At 65.5% G+C, this 19,622-nt stretch carries 18 protein-coding genes; 13 read left to right on the forward strand and 5 right to left on the reverse strand.

Annotation, left to right across the window (positions count from 1 at the left end):
• The coding region (locus C5689_RS18445) for a hypothetical protein (protein ID WP_206605375.1) at window positions 1-249 on the reverse strand (249 nt) is incomplete at its 3' end.
• A 437-nt stretch (window positions 250-686) separates the two neighbouring features.
• Here C5689_RS18445 and yajC point away from each other — a divergent pair.
• The 7 genes from yajC (at window position 687) to C5689_RS16700 (ending at window position 7,054) form a co-directional block, all read left to right on the forward strand.
• Window positions 687-977 (forward strand): preprotein translocase subunit YajC, encoded by a 291-nt coding sequence (yajC, locus tag C5689_RS18900; RefSeq protein ID WP_244594762.1) that lies wholly within the window; start codon window positions 687-689, stop codon window positions 975-977.
• Between the two features lie 89 nt (window positions 978-1,066).
• Complete coding sequence (secD, locus tag C5689_RS16675) at window positions 1,067-2,659, forward strand: protein translocase subunit SecD (RefSeq protein ID WP_108918371.1); 1,593 nt, start codon at window positions 1,067-1,069, stop codon at window positions 2,657-2,659.
• Window positions 2,660-2,672: 13 nt separating this feature from the next.
• The gene (gene secF / locus C5689_RS16680) at window positions 2,673-3,644 is read left to right on the forward strand and encodes a protein translocase subunit SecF (protein WP_108918372.1); all 972 of its coding nucleotides are present in this window, start codon (window positions 2,673-2,675) and stop codon (window positions 3,642-3,644) included.
• The gene (locus C5689_RS16685; protein WP_108918373.1) at window positions 3,644-4,024 is read left to right on the forward strand and encodes an Mth938-like domain-containing protein; all 381 of its coding nucleotides are present in this window, start codon (window positions 3,644-3,646) and stop codon (window positions 4,022-4,024) included. Before secF ends, C5689_RS16685 begins: the two co-directional genes overlap by 1 nt.
• Before the next feature lie 16 nt (window positions 4,025-4,040).
• Window positions 4,041-4,919 (forward strand): phytoene/squalene synthase family protein, encoded by an 879-nt coding sequence (locus tag C5689_RS16690; RefSeq protein WP_108918374.1) that lies wholly within the window; start codon window positions 4,041-4,043, stop codon window positions 4,917-4,919.
• Between the two features lie 97 nt (window positions 4,920-5,016).
• Entirely contained in the window at window positions 5,017-6,417 is a 1,401-nt protein-coding gene (locus tag C5689_RS16695; protein ID WP_108918375.1) for an ActS/PrrB/RegB family redox-sensitive histidine kinase, read from the forward strand.
• Window positions 6,418-6,454: 37 nt separating this feature from the next.
• Window positions 6,455-7,054 (forward strand): ActR/PrrA/RegA family redox response regulator transcription factor, encoded by a 600-nt coding sequence (locus C5689_RS16700; RefSeq protein WP_108918376.1) that lies wholly within the window; start codon window positions 6,455-6,457, stop codon window positions 7,052-7,054.
• A gap of 24 nt (window positions 7,055-7,078) precedes the next feature.
• On the opposite strand, the gene C5689_RS16705 is transcribed toward C5689_RS16700, so the two are convergent.
• Complete coding sequence (locus C5689_RS16705) at window positions 7,079-7,540, reverse strand: MmcB family DNA repair protein (protein ID WP_108918398.1); 462 nt, start codon at window positions 7,538-7,540, stop codon at window positions 7,079-7,081.
• Between the two features lie 135 nt (window positions 7,541-7,675).
• Between C5689_RS16705 and C5689_RS16710 the strand changes: the two genes are divergently transcribed.
• Window positions 7,676-8,758, forward strand: a complete 1,083-nt coding sequence (locus C5689_RS16710; RefSeq protein ID WP_108918377.1) for a polyamine ABC transporter substrate-binding protein — start codon at window positions 7,676-7,678, stop codon at window positions 8,756-8,758.
• A 216-nt stretch (window positions 8,759-8,974) separates the two neighbouring features.
• On the opposite strand, the gene C5689_RS16715 is transcribed toward C5689_RS16710, so the two are convergent.
• Window positions 8,975-11,140 carry a GumC family protein gene (locus C5689_RS16715; RefSeq protein WP_158271829.1) on the reverse strand — a complete coding sequence of 722 codons (2,166 nt, stop codon included), beginning with the start codon at window positions 11,138-11,140 and terminating at the stop codon, window positions 8,975-8,977.
• Window positions 11,141-11,565: 425 nt separating this feature from the next.
• On the opposite strand from C5689_RS16715, the gene C5689_RS16720 reads away from it, so the two are divergent.
• The 5 genes from C5689_RS16720 to C5689_RS16740 are packed head-to-tail and all read left to right on the forward strand — an operon-like array spanning window position 11,566 to window position 17,312.
• On the forward strand, window positions 11,566-11,814 hold the full coding sequence (locus tag C5689_RS16720; protein ID WP_108918379.1) for an acyl carrier protein: 249 nt from the start codon (window positions 11,566-11,568) through the stop codon (window positions 11,812-11,814).
• The gene (locus C5689_RS16725) at window positions 11,814-12,971 is read left to right on the forward strand and encodes an acyl-CoA dehydrogenase family protein (protein WP_108918380.1); all 1,158 of its coding nucleotides are present in this window, start codon (window positions 11,814-11,816) and stop codon (window positions 12,969-12,971) included. The genes C5689_RS16720 and C5689_RS16725 overlap by 1 nt, the downstream gene beginning before the upstream one ends.
• Before the next feature lie 3 nt (window positions 12,972-12,974).
• Window positions 12,975-13,886 (forward strand): amino acid--[acyl-carrier-protein] ligase, encoded by a 912-nt coding sequence (locus C5689_RS16730; protein WP_108918381.1) that lies wholly within the window; start codon window positions 12,975-12,977, stop codon window positions 13,884-13,886.
• Window positions 13,846-14,853, forward strand: a complete 1,008-nt coding sequence (locus C5689_RS16735; RefSeq protein WP_108918382.1) for a DUF1839 family protein — start codon at window positions 13,846-13,848, stop codon at window positions 14,851-14,853. Before C5689_RS16730 ends, C5689_RS16735 begins: the two co-directional genes overlap by 41 nt.
• Window positions 14,854-14,861: 8 nt before the next feature.
• On the forward strand, window positions 14,862-17,312 hold the full coding sequence (locus C5689_RS16740; protein ID WP_108918383.1) for a glycoside hydrolase family 2 protein: 2,451 nt from the start codon (window positions 14,862-14,864) through the stop codon (window positions 17,310-17,312).
• Between the two features lie 47 nt (window positions 17,313-17,359).
• Here C5689_RS16740 and C5689_RS16745 read toward each other — a convergent pair whose 3' ends face one another.
• A complete protein-coding gene (locus tag C5689_RS16745) occupies window positions 17,360-18,043 on the reverse strand; it encodes a sensor histidine kinase (protein ID WP_108918384.1) in 684 nt (227 codons plus the stop codon).
• A 107-nt stretch (window positions 18,044-18,150) separates the two neighbouring features.
• A complete protein-coding gene (locus C5689_RS16750) occupies window positions 18,151-19,575 on the reverse strand; it encodes an amino acid permease (protein WP_206605376.1) in 1,425 nt (474 codons plus the stop codon).
• Window positions 19,576-19,622 lie beyond the last annotated feature (47 nt).

Raw genomic sequence — 19,622 nt, forward strand, 5'->3', positions numbered from 1 at the left:
TCCACCGCCATGGCCTCCGCCCCAGTGACCGCCGCCGTGACCGCCCCCGTGCCAACCTCCACCGCCATGGCCTCCGCCATGGCCGCCGCCCCAGTGGCCGCCGCCGCCATGGCCGCCTCCGTGACCTCCGCCCCAGTGGCCGCCGCCATGGCCGCCCCCGTGGCCGCCGCCGTAATGCTGAGCGAGCGCCTCGGCCGGCAGCGCCAGAGCGGCGCCCAGCGCGAGAACGAGCGACAATTTCTTCGACATCGGTATCTCCTCAACCTTCGCTGCGAAGCGCGCGGAGCCTCTCCGCCCCGATGCTTCCATGAAGCGACATATCCCCCGCCGAGGCCGCCGACTGTGAGTTGTCGCACAGAGCTCGCCGAAATCATAACCGGGAGCGGCGTTGCGCCGCGGCGCCGGCCGCCATTGATTTCGAGATAAGGCCGGCTATAGTCCGCGCCCGTTGCAAGGCGGCATCCTGCCGGCACGAAGGCGCGCGCGCCGCTTCCAAGAGATCGAACATGAAATTGATCCAGACCGCCCAAGCTCAGACCGACGCCCCGGCGGCGACGCCCCCCGCTCCGCTCGCCCCCACGGCGCCGCCCGTTCCGGCGCCTCCCGCGGCGCCGCCGGTTCCGCCGAGCGCGACGGTGCAGACCACGCCGGACGCCGCCGCTCCGCCCGCGCCTCCGGCGCCCGACATGATCTCACAGATCGTCCCGCTGCTGTTCGTCACGCTGATCGTCTATTTCATCGTGCTGCGCCCGCAGGCGCGCCGCACGAAGGAACAGAAGGAATCGCTCAAGAACGTGCGGCGCGGCGACACCGTCGTCACCAGCGGCGGGCTCATCGGCAAAGTGACGAAGGTCGTCGACGACGCTGAAGTGGAGGTCGAGCTCGCCCAGAATATTCGCGTGCGCGCGCTGCGCTCCGCCATCGCCGAGGTGCGCGCCAAGGGCGAGCCGGTGAAGGATCAAGCGGCCTCGCGCTAGCCTCTCGAAGAATGCGCCGCCCCGTCCCGGCCCGCCCCTCCGGCGCCGAGACAAATCCCTCAGGACCGCCTCTCAAGGACCGATGATCCATGCTGCGCTTCGCCACCTGGAAGATCATCGCCATACTGGCGCTGACGCTCGCCGCCGTTCTCGTCATCCTCCCGAGCACGCTCGCGCCGGCGAGCTTCAAGGCGCTCGAACACGCCCTGCCTTCCTGGGCGCAGCCGCGCACCATCGTGCTCGGCCTCGATCTGCAAGGCGGCTCCTATGTGATGCTGGAGGTGGACAAGGCCTCGGTCCTGCACACGCAGGTGACCAATCTGCGCGACGACGTCCGCCGCATCCTGCGCGAGGAGAAGGTCGCCATCACCGGCGGCATCGGAACCCAGGCCCGCGGCGTGCAACTTCGCATTCCCGACGCCGCCGACCGCGCCAAAGTGCTGCCAAAGTTCCGCAATCTGGCGAACAGCTTCGCCGGCGCGAAAATCGGCGGCGCGCCGCCGATCGAAGTGCGCGATTCGGGCGACGGACTGGTCCAGATCACGGTCACCGAGGCTGGCGTGACGGACAAGGTCCGCCACGCCGTCGACCAATCGATCGAAGTGATCCGCAAGCGCGTCGATGCGCTCGGCACACGCGAGGCCAGCATTCAGCGCGAGGGCGACGACCGTATCAACGTCCAGGTGCCGGGCCTCCAGGACCCCAAGCAGCTGAAGATCGTTCTCGGCGAGACCGCCAAGCTCGAATTCCGCCTCGTCGCCGAGCCGGGCCAAAGCCCGTCCGAGCTGGAAGAGCTCGAGCAATCCGATCAATCCGGCAAGATCGCCATCGAGAAGCAGGTCATGGTGCAGGGCGAGGATCTGACCGACGCTCAGCCCGGCTTCGACCAGCAGCGCGGCGGCGAGCCGGTGGTGAATTTCCGCTTCAACATTCGCGGCGCGCAGAAATTCGGCGAGGTGACCTCAAAAAACGTCGGCCGGCTCTTCGCCATCGTGCTCGACAACAAGGTGATTTCCGCGCCGCGCATTCTGCAGCCGATCACCGGCGGGTCCGGCCAGATCTCGGGCCATTTCACAGTCGAGCAGGCCAACAACCTCTCGATCCTACTGCGCGCCGGCGCGCTGCCCGCCAAGCTGAACATCATCGAGGAGCGCACCGTCGGTCCCGGCCTAGGCCAGGACTCGATCGACGCCGGCAAGCGCGCGGCTTACGTCGGCGCCGGCCTCGTCGTCGTCTATATGCTCATCACCTATGGCGTGTTCGGAATCTTCGCCAATCTGGCGCTGTTCGTCCATATCGCCTTCATCTTCGCCGGCCTGGTGCTGCTCGGCTCGACGCTGACCTTGCCGGGCATCGCCGGAATCGTGCTGACGATCGGCATGGCGGTCGACTCCAATGTGCTGATCTATGAGCGCATCCGCGAGGAGCAGCACGGCGGGCGCTCGATCCTCGCCTCGCTCGACGCCGGCTTCAACCGCGCCTTCGCGACCATCGTCGACTCCAATGTGACGATGTTCGTCGCCGCGGCGATCCTCTATTTCTTAGGGTCCGGCCCGGTGCGCGGCTTCGCCGTGTCGCTCGCGCTCGGCATTCTGACGACCATCGTCACCGCCGTCACCATGACGCGGATGATGATCGCGATCTGGTATCATTACGCGCGCCCGACGCGCCTGCCGATCTGAGGGTGAAACCGACATGAAGCTGCTGCGTCTCGCCCCGGAGAACACCAAGTTCCCTTTCATGCGGTTCCGCCGCGTGAGCTATCCGTTCTCGGCCTTTCTCTCCATTTGCTCACTGCTGCTGTTCTTTCTCAGCGGCATGAATTTCGGCATCGACTTCGCCGGCGGCACGGTCATCGAATTGCGCGCCAAGACCGGCGAGGCCGAGATCGCGACGCTGCGCTCGACCATGGAGAAGCTCGAGCTCGGCGACGTCGAGGTGCAGGCCTTCGGCAATCAATCGGATGCGACGATCCGCTTCGGACCGCAGAAGGGCGGCGACGTCGCCCAGCAGGCGGCGGTCGAAAAGGTCCGCGGCTCGGTCGGCTCCGACTATGAGCTGCGCCGCGTCGAGGTGGTCGGCCCGCGCGTCTCCGGGGAGCTGGTGCAGTCCGGCACGCTCGGCGTCGTGCTCTCCATCGTCGCCGTGCTCACCTATTTGTGGTTCCGCTTCGAATGGCAATTCGCCGTCGGCGCGGTCATCGCCACAATGCACGATCTTCTGCTCACCGTCGGCTTCTTCTCGCTCACCCATCTCGAATTCAACACGACGTCGATCGCGGCCATCCTGACCATCGTCGGCTATTCGCTGAACGAGACCGTCGTCGTGCTCGACCGTATTCGCGAGATGATGCGCAAATACAAGAAAATGCCGACCGATCAGATGATCGACCTCTCCATCAACGCCGTGCTGCCGCGCACGATCATGACGGCGACGACGGTGTTTCTGGCGCTGCTGTCGCTGGCGATCTTCGGGGGCCATGTGATCCGCTCCTTCTCGCTCGCCATGATCTGGGGCATTTTCGTCGCCACCTATTCCTCCGTCTTCATCTGCTCGCCCATGCTGATCTATCTCGGCCTGCGCAACGAGGACACCGACAAGGCGCCGGAGACGGCGCCGAGCAAGGCCGCCAAAGCGACGACGCGCGCCAAGCCCAAAGCGGCCTGATGGCCGAGCAGGGTCGAGGCTTCGTTCCGGGCCGCCATAAGATCGAGTCCTATGGCGGCGGCGGCTTTCGCTTCGCGGAAATGTCGCATCGCGGCTCGCTGCTCGCGCTGCCCTCGGGAATTCATGCGCTGGAAGCGGTCGCCACGGCGGAAATCGACGAGGCGGCGCTCGCTCCTCTCTTCGCCGAGGGCGAAGGGACGATCGAACTGCTGATCTTCGGCTCCGGCGAAAATTTGCGGCCGCCCTCGGCCGCCTTGCGCGCGCGGCTGAAGCAGGCGGGAATCATGGTCGAAGCCATGGCCACCGGCGCCGCCGTTCGCACATATAATATGCTGCTCGACGAAGACCGCCGCGTCGCCGCCGTGCTGATCGTGGTGTGAGCCGAGGTTTTCGCCCATGGATGAGGCCGCGACGACCGAGCGCGAGACGGAGCTCGCCGAGCACTACCGCCATTGCGAGGCGGCGCTGCGCGAGCAGGACCTCGACCTTTGGCTCGCCTGCCTGTTCGCGCCGGCGCAGGCGCGTCCGCATCTCCATGCGATCGGCGCTTTCGCGGCCGAGATTTCCAGCGTGCGCGCCCGTGTCTCGCAGCCGATTCTCGGCGAGATGCGGCTGCGCTGGTGGTACGATGCGCTGGAGGCGGCGGAAGACAACGAGGGCGCCCGCGCCCATCCGATCGCCGACGCTCTTTTCGATACGCTGAACCGCTGCGCCATCCCGCGCGAAGAGGTCTCCGAGCTGCTCGAAACGCATAGTTTCGATCTCTATGACGATCCGATGGAGAGCCTCGAGGCGCTCGAGACCTATTGCGACCGCGTTTTCGGCGCGCCCATGCGCTGGCGCGCGCGCATCATCGACGCTGCGGACGCCGCGCGGCAGGAGGAGGCGCTGCGCCTCGCCGGGCGCGCCTATGGCCTCACGGCGATTTTGCGCGCCCTGCCCCGCCATCTGGCGCAGGGTCAACGATTCGCGCCCGCCGATCTTCTCGCGCGCCATCGCGCCGCGGAGGATTTCGCCGAAGCGAAAGCGACGCCGGCGGTCGCCGACGCTCTGGCGGAACTGCGCGGCGCGGCCCGCGACGCTTTCGAGAGAGCGCGCAAATCTGTGCGCGGCGATGGCGCGGCGCGCGCCGCGCTGCTGCCCGCCGCCTTGATTCCACTCTATCTCGGCGAGATGGAGCGCAAAGGCTTCGATCCCTTCCGCTCCATCGCCGAGCCCGCGCAATGGCGACGACAATGGCGGCTGTGGCGCGCGGCGAGGGGGCGCGGCATATAGTCCTACGGAAAATCGCTGCCGAGCACAGGCGAAACGCGCTACAAATCACAGAGCCGCGCGTCTCGCGCTGCTGCAATTTTCGAGACAACGCCGCCTCATGACCAATACCGCCGACGCCGATTTCGGCCATCAGGCCCGCCAGCTTCGCGTCGACACGCTCATCATCCTGCGCTGGCTGGCGATCGCAGGCCAGACCTTCGCGACGCTCGTCACCTTCTTCTATTTTCAGTTCGATTTCCCGATCGGTCTGAGCTTCATCGCGATTGCGACCTCGGCCTGCCTCAACGCCGCGCTGCGGCTCGCCACGACGCGCACATTCCGTCTCGACGACGGCGAGGCGGCGCTGCTCTTGGCCTATGACATATTGCAGCTCTCCGCCCTGCTCTATCTCACCGGCGGCGTCGCCAATCCTTTCGCCATGCTGTTTCTGGCGCCGGTGATGATCTCGGCCGTGTCGCTGCCGCGCAAGCTCACCATTCTGCTCGGCGTGCTGATGATCGCCGCGGCGACGATATTGACCGTCGAATTTCAGCCCTTGCCCTGGTACGAGGGCGTGGAGCTGCATTTTCCGCTGCTCTATCGGACGGGCGTGTGGACTGCGCTGGTGCTGAGCGCGGCCTTCATCGGCCTCTACGCCGCCCGCGTCTCCGACGAGGCGCGCCAATTGTCGACCGCGCTGGCGGCGACCGAGCTGGTGCTGGAGCGCGAGCAGCATCTCTCGCAATTGGACGGCCTCGCCGCCGCGGCCGCGCATGAGCTCGGCACGCCGCTCGCGACCATCGCCGTGGTGACGAAGGAGCTGCAAAAATCCGCGCTGGCCTCGGCGCCGGCGCTCGCCGACGATCTCGCTCTGCTCGCGCAGGAGGCGCGGCGCTGTCGCGAGATTTTACGCAAGCTCGTCTCGCTCGGCCAGGCCGACACCGGCAGCCTGCTCGACATGCAGACGCTCGAGACTTTGCTCGAGGAGGTGGTCGACCCGCATCGCGCCTTCGGCGTGGACATAGAATTGACGCGGCGCGGTCCGCCCGAGGAGCCGAGCTTCTCGCGCAATCCCGGCATCGTCTACGGCCTCGGCAATCTCGTCGAGAACGCCGTCGATTTCGCCAGCTCGCGCGTGCGCATAGAAGCGCTGTGGTCGAAGGAGCTCGTCGTCATCGTCATAGAGGACGACGGGCCGGGATTTTCGCAGGCGATTCTCAATCGCCTGGGCGACCCTTACGTCAGCGGACGCCCCACCGACCGGCGCACCAAGAACGAGCCGGGCTCGGGCCTCGGCCTCGGCCTCTTCATCGCCAAGACGCTGCTCGAGCGTTCCGGCGCCACTGTGACGACGGCCAATGTGCAGGCGCCCAGCACAGGCGCCAAGGTGACGATCACCTGGCCACGCGCCGCGCTCGAGCGCTCGTCGGGCAATAGCGACAGCGGACGCGAGCGGGAGTTGGAACGGGGCTCGAAGCGAGACTTGGACCAACAAACGCCTTCGTCCGACGCGGTGTGATGCTATATTGAATCATCCCAAAGCAGGACGACGACGCATGATCGACGATGCTGGCGCAGCCGAACACAATGATTTCGATGCGGCCGTGGAGGCCGCGATCGGGGAGATTCCGCAAGAGCTCACGCTGCTGATCGTGGAGGACGACAAGCCCTTCCTCGGCCGGCTCACCCGCGCCATGGAGGCGCGCGGCTTTCTCGTCACCGCGGTCGAGAGCGTCGCGGAAGGATTGGCGGCGGTCGAGGCGGCCCCGCCGGCCTTCGCCATCATCGACATGCGGCTCGGCGACGGCAATGGAATCGACGTCATCTCGTCGCTCAAGGTGAAGCGTCCGGATGCGCGCGGCATCATCCTCACCGGCTATGGCAATATCGCCACGGCGGTGACGGCGGTGAAGCTCGGCGCCTTCGACTATCTGGCCAAGCCTGCCGACGCCGACGAAATCTATCATGCGCTAATGGCGACGAAGATCGACAAGCCCGACGCGGTCGACAATCCCATGTCGGCCGATCGCGTGCGCTGGGAGCATATTCAGCGCGTCTATGAGAGCTGCGACCGCAATGTGTCGGAGACGGCGCGCCGGCTCAACATGCATCGCCGCACGCTGCAGCGCATATTGGCCAAGCGCGCGCCGCGATGAGCGTGCCGCGATGACACGCGGCGGTCAGAATTCGTCGCGATGCAGGGCGTGGTGAAGCCGCTCCGCCGCGGCGCCGGCGAAACGCAGCAGCATGGCCTTGCGACTCGCGGGCGCGAGCTTGTGAGCCGGCGCCTCCCGCGCCAGCATGGCGCCATGCGCGTCGGCGACGATGAGGCCGGCGTCCGCTGGAAAAGCCTCCTCGGAAAGATCGCAGGGAATGGCGAAGTAGAAGCGGTCACAATGGAGGCGATAGTCCATCCATATGCGATCGGCCCGGAAGTCCGCGAGCGAGCTCTTCACCTCGACGATGCGCAGAGCGCCGTCGGCCGCGAGCGCGACGAGATCGGCTCGCCGCCCGCCCGGCAACGGCAGCTCCGCGAGCACGGAAAAACCCGCCGCGCGCAAATAGCGCCGCGCGCTGCGCGTCACGAGACGGGCGTTTTGCTCGCGCAGACTTTCGAGGCGCAGAGACGGGCTCCATCGCATAATCTCGGAATGGCGGGAGAGCGAGAGGACAGCCATTGTCCCCATGGGGCGGCGCGGCGCGCAAGCCGTGAAGCAATATGCGGCGAAACAATTCGCGGCGAACGAATCGCCCGACGCTGAGGGAGAGCAGGTCGAATGAGAATTCTCGCCGCATGTCTGTTGCTGCTCGGCGGCGCCATGGGAGCGCGGGGCGCGGAGCGGGTCGTCAACATCTTCAATTGGAGCGACTATATCGACCCGCGCGCGCTCGAGGACTTCACCCGCGAGACGGGCGTCAAGGTCGTCTACGACACCTATGATTCCAACGAGATTTTGGAGACGCGCCTGCTCGCCGGCTCCGCCGGCTACGATGTCGTCGTCCCCTCCGCCACCTTTCTGCAACGGCAGATCAAGGCCGGCGTCTATCGGCCGCTCGACAAGAGCAAGCTCAAGAATATCGACAATGTCTGGCCGGAGATCGCGCAGCGCCTCGCGCGCTATGATCCCTCCAACGCCCATGCGGCGCCCTATATGTGGTTCACCACCGGCGTCGCCTATAATGTCGCCAAGATCAAAGAACGCATCGGCGACAAGCCGATCGCCTCTTGGGAGCAGGTGCTGAAGCCCGAAAATCTGCGCAAATTCGCCGATTGCGGCGTCTATGTGCTCGACAGTCCCGAAGATATGTTCTCGATCGCGCTCAATTATCTGAAGCTCGATCCCAATTCCAAGGAGCCGGGCGACATTCGCCGCGCCGCCGATCTTCTCTCCGGCCTGCGGCGGCACATAAAGAAATTCCACTCCTCCGAATATATAAATGCGCTCGCCAATGGCGATATTTGCCTCGCCATCGGCTGGGCCGGCGACAGCTTCCAGGCGCGCAATCGCGCGCGCGAGGCGGCCAATGGCGTCGAAATCAATTATGTGATCCCGCAGGAAGGGACGCTGATGTCGATCGACAGCCTCGCCATTCCCAAGGACGCGCCGCATCCCGACGAGGCGCATCTCTTCATCGATTATCTGCTGCGGCCGGAGGTCGCCGCCCGCAACACCAAAATCGCCAATTTCGCCAATGGCGTCGCCGCCTCGCGGCCGCTGGTCGACAAGGAGATCGCCGAAAATCCGGCCATTTATCCCGATGCGGCGACAATGAAGCGCCTCTTCACCGTCACGGCCCCGGATCAGCCGCTCCAGAAGGTCGTCACCCGCGAATGGACCAGGGTGAAGACCGGCCGCTGAGCGAAACGGTTCGCCTCTTTCCGAGTGGGATGGCGGCAATCGGACTCGCGCTGGATGTCGCGGCGAAGCTGCACGAAGCCGGCCGCCGGTTCTCCGCCTCTTCATCGGCGGGCATCATCGATGGCTTCGATCGCGTCGAAGAGGATTTCCGCGCCGAGACTGAGGCGCTCGGCCTCTCCGAGCAGAGCCTCTCCCCGCCGAGTGAAGAGGTCCGCCTCAGGCGGACCTGCGCGCCTGCGAGCGGCGGCGCGCATCGCGGCGCGGCAGCCAGGGGTCGCTGTGATCGACCCGCAAAATCACGGCGATCTTCGCGCGTAGCGCCTGCGGAAGCTCGGCGATCGCGGTCTCCTCGTCCTGATCGCGGCCGAGCACCGGCGCAACACAGTCGAGCCGCTCGAACATGCTCTCGTCCGAGCCGACGCCGTCGCAAAGCACAATGTCGACCTCGGCCGGACAGCCGTCACGGAAATCATCCACGATCCGCTCGACCGCGCCGGCCGAGCGCGAGCGCCGATCGATGGCGGGCAACGCCAGCAGCACGCTGTCATCCGTGCGCACGAAAGGATCCTCGGCGTCGCCGAAAGCCTCGAGGCCATCCTCGATGAGAACGGTGAGCGCCGCATGATCGCGGTCGGCGTCGATGAGCGCGACCTCGAAATGCTGCATACGCAACGCCAGAGCGATATTGACCGCCATCACGGTGCGGATCGAGCCCGGCGCGTCGCCGACGATTCCGACGACGAGCGGGCGATGCGCGCTCTCCTCGACCAGCGCGCTGAAGCGCGACACCACCGCCTCGAGCTCGCGGCGATCGGCGAAGGGCCGCACGAAGGGAATTCCGAGCCGCGTCAATTCGAGCCGGTCCGGCTCCGCCGCTGGACCGCGAACAGTGAATTTCGTCGCATCGGTCACGGCGATGCGCAGCGGCTGGGCTTCGGCGTCGCGACGGGGCGCAGCTTCCGGGGCCGCGCCGCTGAAGCCGCGCTCGCGCAGAAACACCAGGCCGAGCCCCAGAGTGAGACCCGCTACGAAGCCCGCGCTCGTCATCAGACCGGCGCCGGGCGGAAAGCTGCGCGCGATCGGCGGCGTCGCCATTGTGATGATATGCGTGCTGGCGGCGTCGAGCTGACGCGCCTCGCCGGTCTGACGCGAGCGCGTCAGGAAGGATTCGTAAATGCTGCGGCTGACCTCGACCTCACGTTCGAGATCGCGCAGCTTGACGGAGGCTTGCGCCGAGAGGACAGCCTTGCTCTCGAGCTTCTGCATCTCGCGGTTCAGCGCCTCTTCCGTGCCGCGCGCCCGCTCATAATCCTTGCGCAGCGAGGCCGCGACGCGCGCGAGCTCCGCGCTGACGAGACGCCGCGTTTCCGCGAGCCGCGCCGTGACGTTTTTGACGACCGGATGCTGCGGCCCGAGCTCGGCGGAGAGATCGGCGAGCTTTTGCGCCGCCTCCGCCTGCTGCCCGCGCAGAGCGTTCAAGGTCGTGAGATTCATATTAGCGGCGATAGCGGCGAGCTCGGTATCGGACCGCGCCGCGCGCTGCGCCTGTTCGAAACGCGAGCGCGTGTCCTCGAGCCGCGTACGGGCGAAAGTGAGCTGCTGATTGAGCTCTTTCAGCCGCTGCTCGTCGATATAAGAGTCCCGCGTGCCGACGAAGCCGTTTTCGGCCTTATAGGCCTCGACCGATTTTTCGGCGGCGAGCAGGCGCTCGCGCAGCCCGTCGAGACGTCCTGTGAAGGATGTCGCCGCCTGATTCGCGGCGTCCTTATGCATGGCCGAGCGCACATCGATATAGGCCTGCGCCACCGCATTGGCGATGCGCGCCGACTTCTGGGCATTGTCGCTCGAGGCGGCGATGTCGATGATGAAGGTGCGCTCGGGACGCCGAACCATGATCTTCGTGCCGAGAACGCGCACGGCGCCGGCGACGATCTCCTCCTTGGTCGGCGTGCGGCCGAAATGGCCGAACAGCTTGCCGAACAACGACGTCGACGCGCCGAACTCGGGATCGTCGGTCAGTTTCTCGGCTTCGACGACGCGCTCGAGCACGACCTGCGAGGTCAAAATGCGCGTCTGCGTCTCGACGAAATTGATGAAGCCGGTGGAATCCTGCCCCTGATTGGCGTCGCCCTCGAGGCCGGGCAGACCGCGCGGATCGAGATAGATTTGCGCGGCGGCGACATAGCGCGGCGTCAGCAGCTTGGTCAGCGCATAGCCCCCGGCCGCACAGGCGAGCGCCACCGACACGATGAACAGCTTGTTGCGAAGCGCGAGCGCGATCAGCCGTCCCGGCGTCAGCGAGGAACGGGCGCGCCTCGGCTCCGCGGCCGCAGGACGTTCACGCTCCGCCACGCCTTTCGACCCGGATTCATAATCCAACATCACGCGAGTTCCGTTTCGACGTCGAACAAGCGAGCGCAGCCCCCACATTCACGTTGAAGACGAATGTTCCATTTCATGGTTAACTTTTCTTGAACCCCTCTTCTCTCATTCATCTTCTTCATGTCGAAATTAGGGTCCCGCGGCGCGAAATAGCCAGACGGCTCCGTTGTGACAGAAATCGGGACGCCTCGAGTGTCTCGCTCATGTCCAGCGCAGCATAGCCACGTGCCATTTTCACTCAGATCGGCGCGAAACCCTCGCCGGAACGCGTCGAATTTTATGGAATGGATTTGGCAACGGCCAAAACTGGATTTGGCGACGGTCAAATCCGCAAACTGTTCACCAACTGGCTGCAAATTAGCTGAAAATAATGCGCAACGGCGTATGGTGACGATGGAACTAGAGCTTGGTCGATGGAGATGAGGATGCTCGATACGATTAGACGACTCGTCGATGAACAAGGACGTTTGTCGAAAGCGGCCACGGCGATCGGCGACGACGCGGATCTCTACGCGGCGGGCCTCACATCCTTCGCCGCTGTCCAGCTCATGCTGGCGCTCGAAGAGACCTTCGACGTCGAATTCCCCGATCATATGCTCAATCGTCGCAGCTTCTCCTCGATCTCGGCGATCGCCGGCTGCCTGCATGAGCTCAAGGGTGAGGAAGCCGCCTGATGAATGCGCCGCTCGATCGCGGAGCCGATGTCGTCACGACAGCCGCCCGCCACGCCGACGATGTCGACCGCAATGGCCGCTTTCCCATCGAAGCGGTCCGGGCGCTCAAGGACGCGCGACTTCTGTCGCTGCTGATCCCGGTCGAATTCGGCGGCGGCGGAGCTTCGCTCTTCGACGTCGCGGAGATCTGCACCTCGCTCGGCCAGCGATGCGCCTCGACGGCGATGATCTTCGCCATGCATCAGATCAAAGTGTCGAGCCTCGTCGCGCATGGCCGCGGCAGCGCCTGGCACGAGGACTTCATGCGCCGCCTCTGCGACGAGCAGCTGCTGCTCGGCTCCGCGACGACCGAAGGCGGCATCGGCGGCAATATGCGCAACAGCATTTGCGCCTTCGAGCGCGATGGCGCGACATTCCGCATCGCCAAGGAAGGCGCGCTCATTTCCTATGGCGCCTATTCCGACGCGATCCTCGTCACCGCGCGCCGCGCCGCCGACGCGCCGCCCTCCGATCAGCAAATGGCCGTGCTCGAGAAGAGCCAATATCGTCTCGAGCGCACCGGCGGCTGGGACGCGCTCGGAATGCGCGGCACTTGCAGCGAAGGATTCACCTTCAGCGGCGAGGCGCCGGTCGAGCAGATCTTCACTCATGATTTCGCCGAGATCGCCTCCGAGTCCATGCTCGCGACAGCGCATCTCCTGTGGAGCGCCGTATGGTTCGGCGTCGCCTCCGACGCGCTCTCGCGCGCGCAATCCTTCGTGCGCAAGGATGCGCGCCGCCATCCGAATGGCCCGGCTCCCGGCGCACTGCGCCTCGCGGAAGCGACAGCAAAGCTACAGCTCATGCGCTCCAATATCGTCGAAGGCCTCAAGCGCTTCGCCAAGGCGCAGCAGAATGAGGACGACCTCAATTCGATGAGCTTCGCCGTCGCGATGAACAACATCAAGATCGGCTCGTCGCAACTCTCGATCGAGATCATCAATCATGCGCTGCTGATCGCCGGCATCGCGGGCTACAAGAACGACACGCCCTTCAGCGTCGGACGCCACATGCGCGACGCGCTCTCGGCGCAGGTGATGATCTCGAACGATCGCATCTTCACCAATCTATCCAACATGCTGCTCGCGCAGCGCATCGACCAGCGGCTGGGAGAGTGACCCATGTGCCAGGCCTGCGACAGCTTCCTAGACCGCCTCTTCGCCAAAGGCGTTCTGCATGAGACCGGCGTCGACGGACTCTATGGCCGGGGGCAGGCCTTCGAGGCGGTCATAGAGGGAATGGATCGGCTGATCACGCGCACCGCAGCGAATGATCATGCCGAGGTCATCCGCTTTCCGCCCGGCATGAATCGCGCGCTCTTCGAGAAGAGCGGCTACATGAAGAATTTTCCGCAGCTCGCCGGCACGGTTCACAGCTTCGCCGGCAGCGAGAGGGATCATCTCGCCCTTCTCGACAATATTCACAATGGCGGCGACTGGACCGGCGGACAGGGCGCGACCGACATCGTACTGACTCCCGCCGCCTGCTATCCGCTCTATCCGATCGTCGCGCGGCGCGGGCCGCTCGCGCCGGAAGGCGGTCTCTTCGACATCCAATCCTATTGCTTCCGCCACGAGCCGTCGAAAGATCCCGCGCGTATGCAAATGTTCCGTATGCGCGAATTCGTGCGCATCGGCCTTCCGGAGCAGGCTGCGAGCTTCCGCGAATCCTGGCTGGAGCGCGCGCGCGACTTCGCAGAGACGCTGCAGCTTCCGCATCACATTGATGTCGCGAATGATCCTTTTTTCGGCCGCGCCGGGCGCATGATGGCCTCGAGCCAGCGCGAGCAGGCGCTGAAATTCGAGCTGCTAGTGCCGATCGAGAGCACGGAAAATCCGACCGCCTGCCAGAGCTTCAACTATCATCAGGACCATTTCGGCGAGCTCTGGGGCATCACGACCGCTTCGGGCGAGACGGCGCACACCGCTTGCGTCGGCTTCGGCATGGAGCGTCTCGCCCTCGCCTTGTTCAAACATCATGGGATCGACACCAATGGCTGGCCGAACTCAGTCCGCGCTGCTCTCTCGCTCTGACGCGGAGCTTACGCCGCCGAAGCCGGCGAAACCGCATTTCCGTCATGCGCTGCATCATGCAGAACGCGATTGGCCGCAGACCAACTGCTATGTCGACCTCATGATCGAGCTCGTGGCCATGCGCGGCTTCGAGCCCGAGGCCATGCTCGGCTTCACGCTGGCGCAGGATTGCGAAGAAGACCATTTCACCTTCTTCAAGCCGCGACTCGCCGATCTCGAGCGCCTCTACGGCCTTCGCGTCGAGGAGCTCGCGCTCTACGATCGGCTGGACGACCATATCGAGCGCCAGACCGCGCGCGGCCGCGTGGTGATGGTGGAAGTGGACGGCTATCATCTGCCGGACACGCGCGGCGTCACCTACCGCATCGATCATTCCAAGACGACGATCGGCGTCACGGAAATCGACATGCGCGCGCGACGGATCGACTATTTCCACAATGACGGCTATTTCGCGCTGGATGGCGAAGATTTCGACGCCATCTTCGGCCGCGCCGGCGAGGCGCGCGATCCGTCGAGCCTGTTCCCTTACGCCGAATTCGTGCGCTTCGACCGCGAGCGCCCGCATAGAGATTTGCGCGCATTGGCGGAAGCGCTGGCGAGCGAGCATTTCGCGCGCCGCCCGAGCGACAATCCGATCCGCGCCTTCGCCGCGCGCTTCCCGGCGCTGTGGAATGTGCTGGAGGCGCGTCCGCCCTGCTTCTTCCACAGCCTCGCCTTCAACACGTTTCGCCAGCTCGGCGCCAATTTCGAGCTGCTCGGCAGCCATCTCGATTGGCTGCGGCCGGATGGCGATCTCGCCGCCGAAGCGGACGCCTGCCGGCGGATTTCCGCCGGCGCCAAGGCGATGCAGTTCCAGGCGGCGCGCGCCTCCGCGCGCAAGCGCGTCTATGATCCGCGCGAGACGCTGGATGAGCTCGCCGCCGTCTATGACGGCTTGTTCGCAGGTCTCTCGGCCAAGCTGCGCTGAGGTCGCCGATGCGTGCGCGCGTCGAAGGAGAAAAGCGCCAGCGTCTCGACGCCGGTTGGACTTTTGTGATCGACGAAGCGGGCGAATGGACGCAGCCCTCCGACATCCCCGCCGCCGCGCGCTGGCGCGCCGCGCGCGTTCCGGGCACGCTGGCGCAGGCGCTGATCGCGGAAGGCGCGAGCTTCGACGATCTGCCGCCGCTGGATTCGATCGACGTCTGGTACAAGACCGCCTTCGTCAATTCGGCGCGGGCGGAATTGCAGCTGCACGGCCTCGCCACTCTCGCGGATGTCTATCTCGACGGCCAACTCGCGCTGCGCTCGGACAATATGTTTCATGCGCATCGAATAGAGATCGAGACGCCTGGCGCGCATGATCTCCACATTCGCTTTCGCTCCGTCGAGCGCGAGATCGCGACGAAGAGCGGACGCGCGCGCTGGCGGCCGCGGATGATCGCTCCGGCGGGGCTACGCCACATTCGCACGACGGCGCTCGGCCGCCTGCCCGGCTTCGCGCCGCCGACGCCGCCGCTCGGACCGTGGCGTGAAGTCGAGCTGATCGAGCATGGCGCGCTGCGTCTGCGCGCTATCGATATGCGCCCACTCGTCCACGAAGGTCGCGCCAGCCTGCACGTCGCGCTCGAGATTTCCGGCGCCGCAGACGCTCCTGCTCGGCTCTTCTGCGGCGAGGCGGAAACGCGTTTCGAGCGCGTCGCCGACAATCGCATCGAGGCGACGCTCGCTCTGCCGGATGCACAACTGTGGACGCCGCATACGCATGGCGAGCCGCATCTCTACGCTGTCGCGGCGACGATCGGCGATCTTAGCGTCGATCTCGGCCGTACCGGCTTTCGCGACATCGACGTCGATCGCGGCGCGGATGGCGCCGGCTTCGCGCTTCGCGTGAACGGCATTGCTCTCTTCTGCCGCGGCGCCTGCTGGACGACGGCCGACGCAGTTTCACTCGCTGGCGAGCGCGAGGATTGCGCGCCGCTGTTGCGCGCCATGCGCGACGCCGGCATGAACATGGTCCGCATCCCCGGCGTCACTCTCTATGAGAGCGATGATTTCTACGCGCTCTGCGACGAGCTCGGGATTTTGGTCTGGCAGGATTTCGCCTTCGCCAATTTCGATTATCCGTTTCAGGACGCCGCCTTTCGCGCCAGCGTCGAAAGAGAAGCGACGGAGTTTTTGGCGCGCACACGATCTTCGCCTTCGCTCGCCGTGCTCTGTGGCGGCAGCGAGGTCTATCAGCAAGCCTCCATGCTCGGCCTCGCCGAAGCGAAATGGCGCTCGCCGCTGTTCGACGAAACGCTTCCGCGGCTCGTCCATGCGCAGCGGCCGGATGCGATTTACGTCGAGAATTCACCTTCCGGCGGACCCCTGCCCTTTCATTCGGACACGAGCGTGTCGCATTACTACGGAGTGGGCGCCTATCGTCGCGGCCTCGAGGATGCGCGCCGCGCCAATGTGCGCTTCGCCTCCGAATGTCTCGGCTTCGCCAATATCGCCGATGACGCCGCGTTGCGCCGCGACTTCGGCGACGCCCCGCTCGCATCGCCTCTCTTCGCCGGACGCATCGCGCGCGACATGGGCGCGACGCAGACTTTCGGCGACGTCACCGAACATTACATGCGCCTGCTCTATGGCTGCGATCCGGCGACGTTGCGCGAGAGCGATCCGCAACTCTATCTCGACATAGCGCGCGCCGCAGTGGCCGAGACGATGGAGGCGACGATCGGCGAATGGCGACGCGGCGGCTCTACGACTCATGGCGCCATCGTCTGGTTCCTCGAGGATATGTGGCCCGGCGCCGGCTGGGGCGTTCTCGATGCGCGTGGCGAGCCGAAATCCGCCTATCACGCTTTGGCGCGCGCCTTTCGTCCGCTGTCGCTCATGCTCACGGACGAAGGCGTCAACGGGCTCTTCGCGCATCTGCGCAACGACGGACCGCAGCGCATAGAAGGCGAGATTTCGCTCGCCTGCTATCGCGATGGCCATGTGCCGGTGATGAAAGCGAGCCGCAGAGTCGCCGTCGAGCCGCATGGCGTCACCACATTGCGCGACGCGGAATTCTGGGGCGGCTTCTTCGATACGGCGCTCGCCTATAATTTCGGCCCGCCGTCGCATGATTTGACAGTGGCGCGCTTCACAGTCGCGCAAAGCGGCGCCGAGATCGACGCCTTTCATTTTCCGCTCGGGCGCAACGCGATCAAATCGCAGCTCGGGCTACGCGCGGAGATCGCGGAAGACGGCGACGGATTCGTTCTCGCTCTGTCGACGAACCTCGCCGCGCAATCGGTGGCGATCGACGACGAATTTTTTCTTCCTCGCGACAATTGGCTGCATCTCGCGCCGGGCGCGACGAAATGCATTCGCCTCGTCGCACGATCGGCCGACGCGAAGCGACCGAAGGGAATGGCGAGAGCGCTGAACGGGGAAGCGGTCCGCTACGGTTGAAGACGACCTGCTTCATCGGAACCGAAGAGCGCGGCTCGCGGCCCAGATTATGCCGCGACATATTCCGGGAAATCGAGCCGCACCAATGCGCCCTGTGGAAGCCGCTCGAAGAAGACTTGGCCCTTCAATTGACGCGCGAGCCCCCGCATCAGCTGAAGCCCGTCGCCCTTCGCGACCTTGGCCGGATCGAAGCCGCAGCCATTGTCTGCGACCGTCAGCTCGAGCCTGTCGCCGATGCGGCTCAGACGCGCCTGCACCTCGCCATGCGCTCCGTCGGGAAAGGCGTGCTTCATCGCATTGGCGACGGCCTCGACATAGACGAGGCCGACACATTGCGCGCGTCGATAATGGAGAAAAATGTCATCGTCCGCGATCGTCTCGCCGACGATGCGATCGTCGAAAGCCTTGCGGCGCGCTTCGGACAGCGCCCAGAGATAGGAGGACATGCAGATGTCCGCATCATTGTCCTCGTCCAGCGCATTGTGGAGTTCCACGGCGCTGCGAAGACGCATGGCGCAATTGCTGCAGCCTTCGGGCTTCTCGAGACGCCGCGATTGGGCGGAGATCAATGTCGCCAGCGCCTGCAGATCGTTGCGGACGCGGTGGCGCAGCTCGCGATAGCGATCTCTCTGGGCGCATAGTTCGGCTCGCACGCTCGCGAGCTCCGCCTCGAGCTCGGCGATCCGGTTCTTACCCTCGACTGCCGAGGATACGCCCACGACGTCACTCATTCAATTCGATCCCCTCCGAGCGGCGCGCCGGAGACGACAATCGCGGTCGCACGGACCTGCTTTCATCTATCTGAAGCGGGTCCCCCGGATTTTCAAGCTACTCGGGCCTATTCCGCGCTCGCTCGCGCCGCGCGCGCCAGCTTGCTGCGCTCGCGGCCGTAGGAAAAGTAGAAGATCAGCCCGATCGTCATCCATATTGCGAAACGCTCCCAGGCGGCGGGCGGCAGCTTGGAGAGAAGCCAGAGCGAGAAGCCGACGCCGACGAGCGGCACGAGTGGCACGAGCGGCGTGCGAAAGCTGCGCGGCGCATCGGGACGCGTGCGCCGCATCACGATGATGGAAATGCAAATGACGACAAAAGCGGACAGCGTTCCGATATTGACGAGCTCGGCGACCTCGCGGATCGGATAGAGACCGGCGACGATGGCGGTGAGCGCGCCGATGACCAACGTCGGGCGATGCGGCGTATGAAAGCGCGGATGCGCATGGGAGAACCACGCCGGCAGCAGCCCGTCGCGGCTCATGGCGAAGCAGATGCGCGCGCAGCCGAGCAAAAACGCCAGCATGACGCTGACGATGCCGGCGACGGCGGCGACGGAGACGACGAAGGTCGCCCAGGGCAGACCGACCGCGGTGAAGGCCGCGGCGACAGGCGCGGGATTGTTCAGCGTGTCGTAGCGCACCATTCCGGTGAGCACGAGCGACATCACCACATAGAGCGTGAGCGCGACGGCGAGCGACAGCAGCACCGCGCGAGGCAATTGGCGCTGCGGGTCTTTCGCCTCCTCGGCCGCGGTGGTCAGCGTGTCATAGCCGAAGACGGCGAAGAACACGACCGCCGCGCCTTCGACGACGCCGCCGAAGCCGTAAGGCATGAAAGGCATCCAATTCTCGAGACGCACATGCGGCAGGCCCACGGCGACGACGAGCAAAACCGCCGCCGTCTTCACGATCACCATCACGGCGTTGAATCGCGCGCCCCATTCGATGCGCAGCACCAGCACGCCCGCCACGAAGAGCGCGCCCAATATGGCCGCGAGATCGACAATGCGCCCCTCGCCCGTCCCGGCGGCGCCCGAGGCCCAGATCGGCAGGGCGAGGCCGAGCTGGCCGAGCAGCGCCTGCAGATAGCCGGACCAGCCGATGGAGACCACGGCGACGACGAGCGCATATTCGAGCAGCAGATCCCAGCCGATGATCCAGGCCGCGAGCTCGCCGAGCACGGCATAGGCGTAAGTATAGGCGCTGCCCGCCGCCGGGATCATGCCGGCGAACTCCGCATAGCAGAGCGCCGCGGCCGCGCTGGCGACGCCGGCGATGAGGAAGGACAGCGAGACCGCCGGCCCCGCCTGCGTCGCCGCCACCACGCCCGTGAGCACGAAAATGCCGACGCCGATCAGCCCGCCGAGGCCGATGCTGGTCAATTGCCACAGGCCGAGCACGCGGCGCAGCTCGCTATGCCGACCGGACTCCGACTGCAGCGATTCGATCGACTTCACCCGCAAGAGGTCGCGCAGCGCATTGTTCCGCACGCTCAATCCCCCTCCTCGATCCGCCCCGAAAGAAGCGGCCAACGCTA

Source organism: Methylosinus sporium (assembly GCF_003113265.1).
GTDB lineage: Bacteria > Pseudomonadota > Alphaproteobacteria > Rhizobiales > Beijerinckiaceae > Methylosinus > Methylosinus sporium.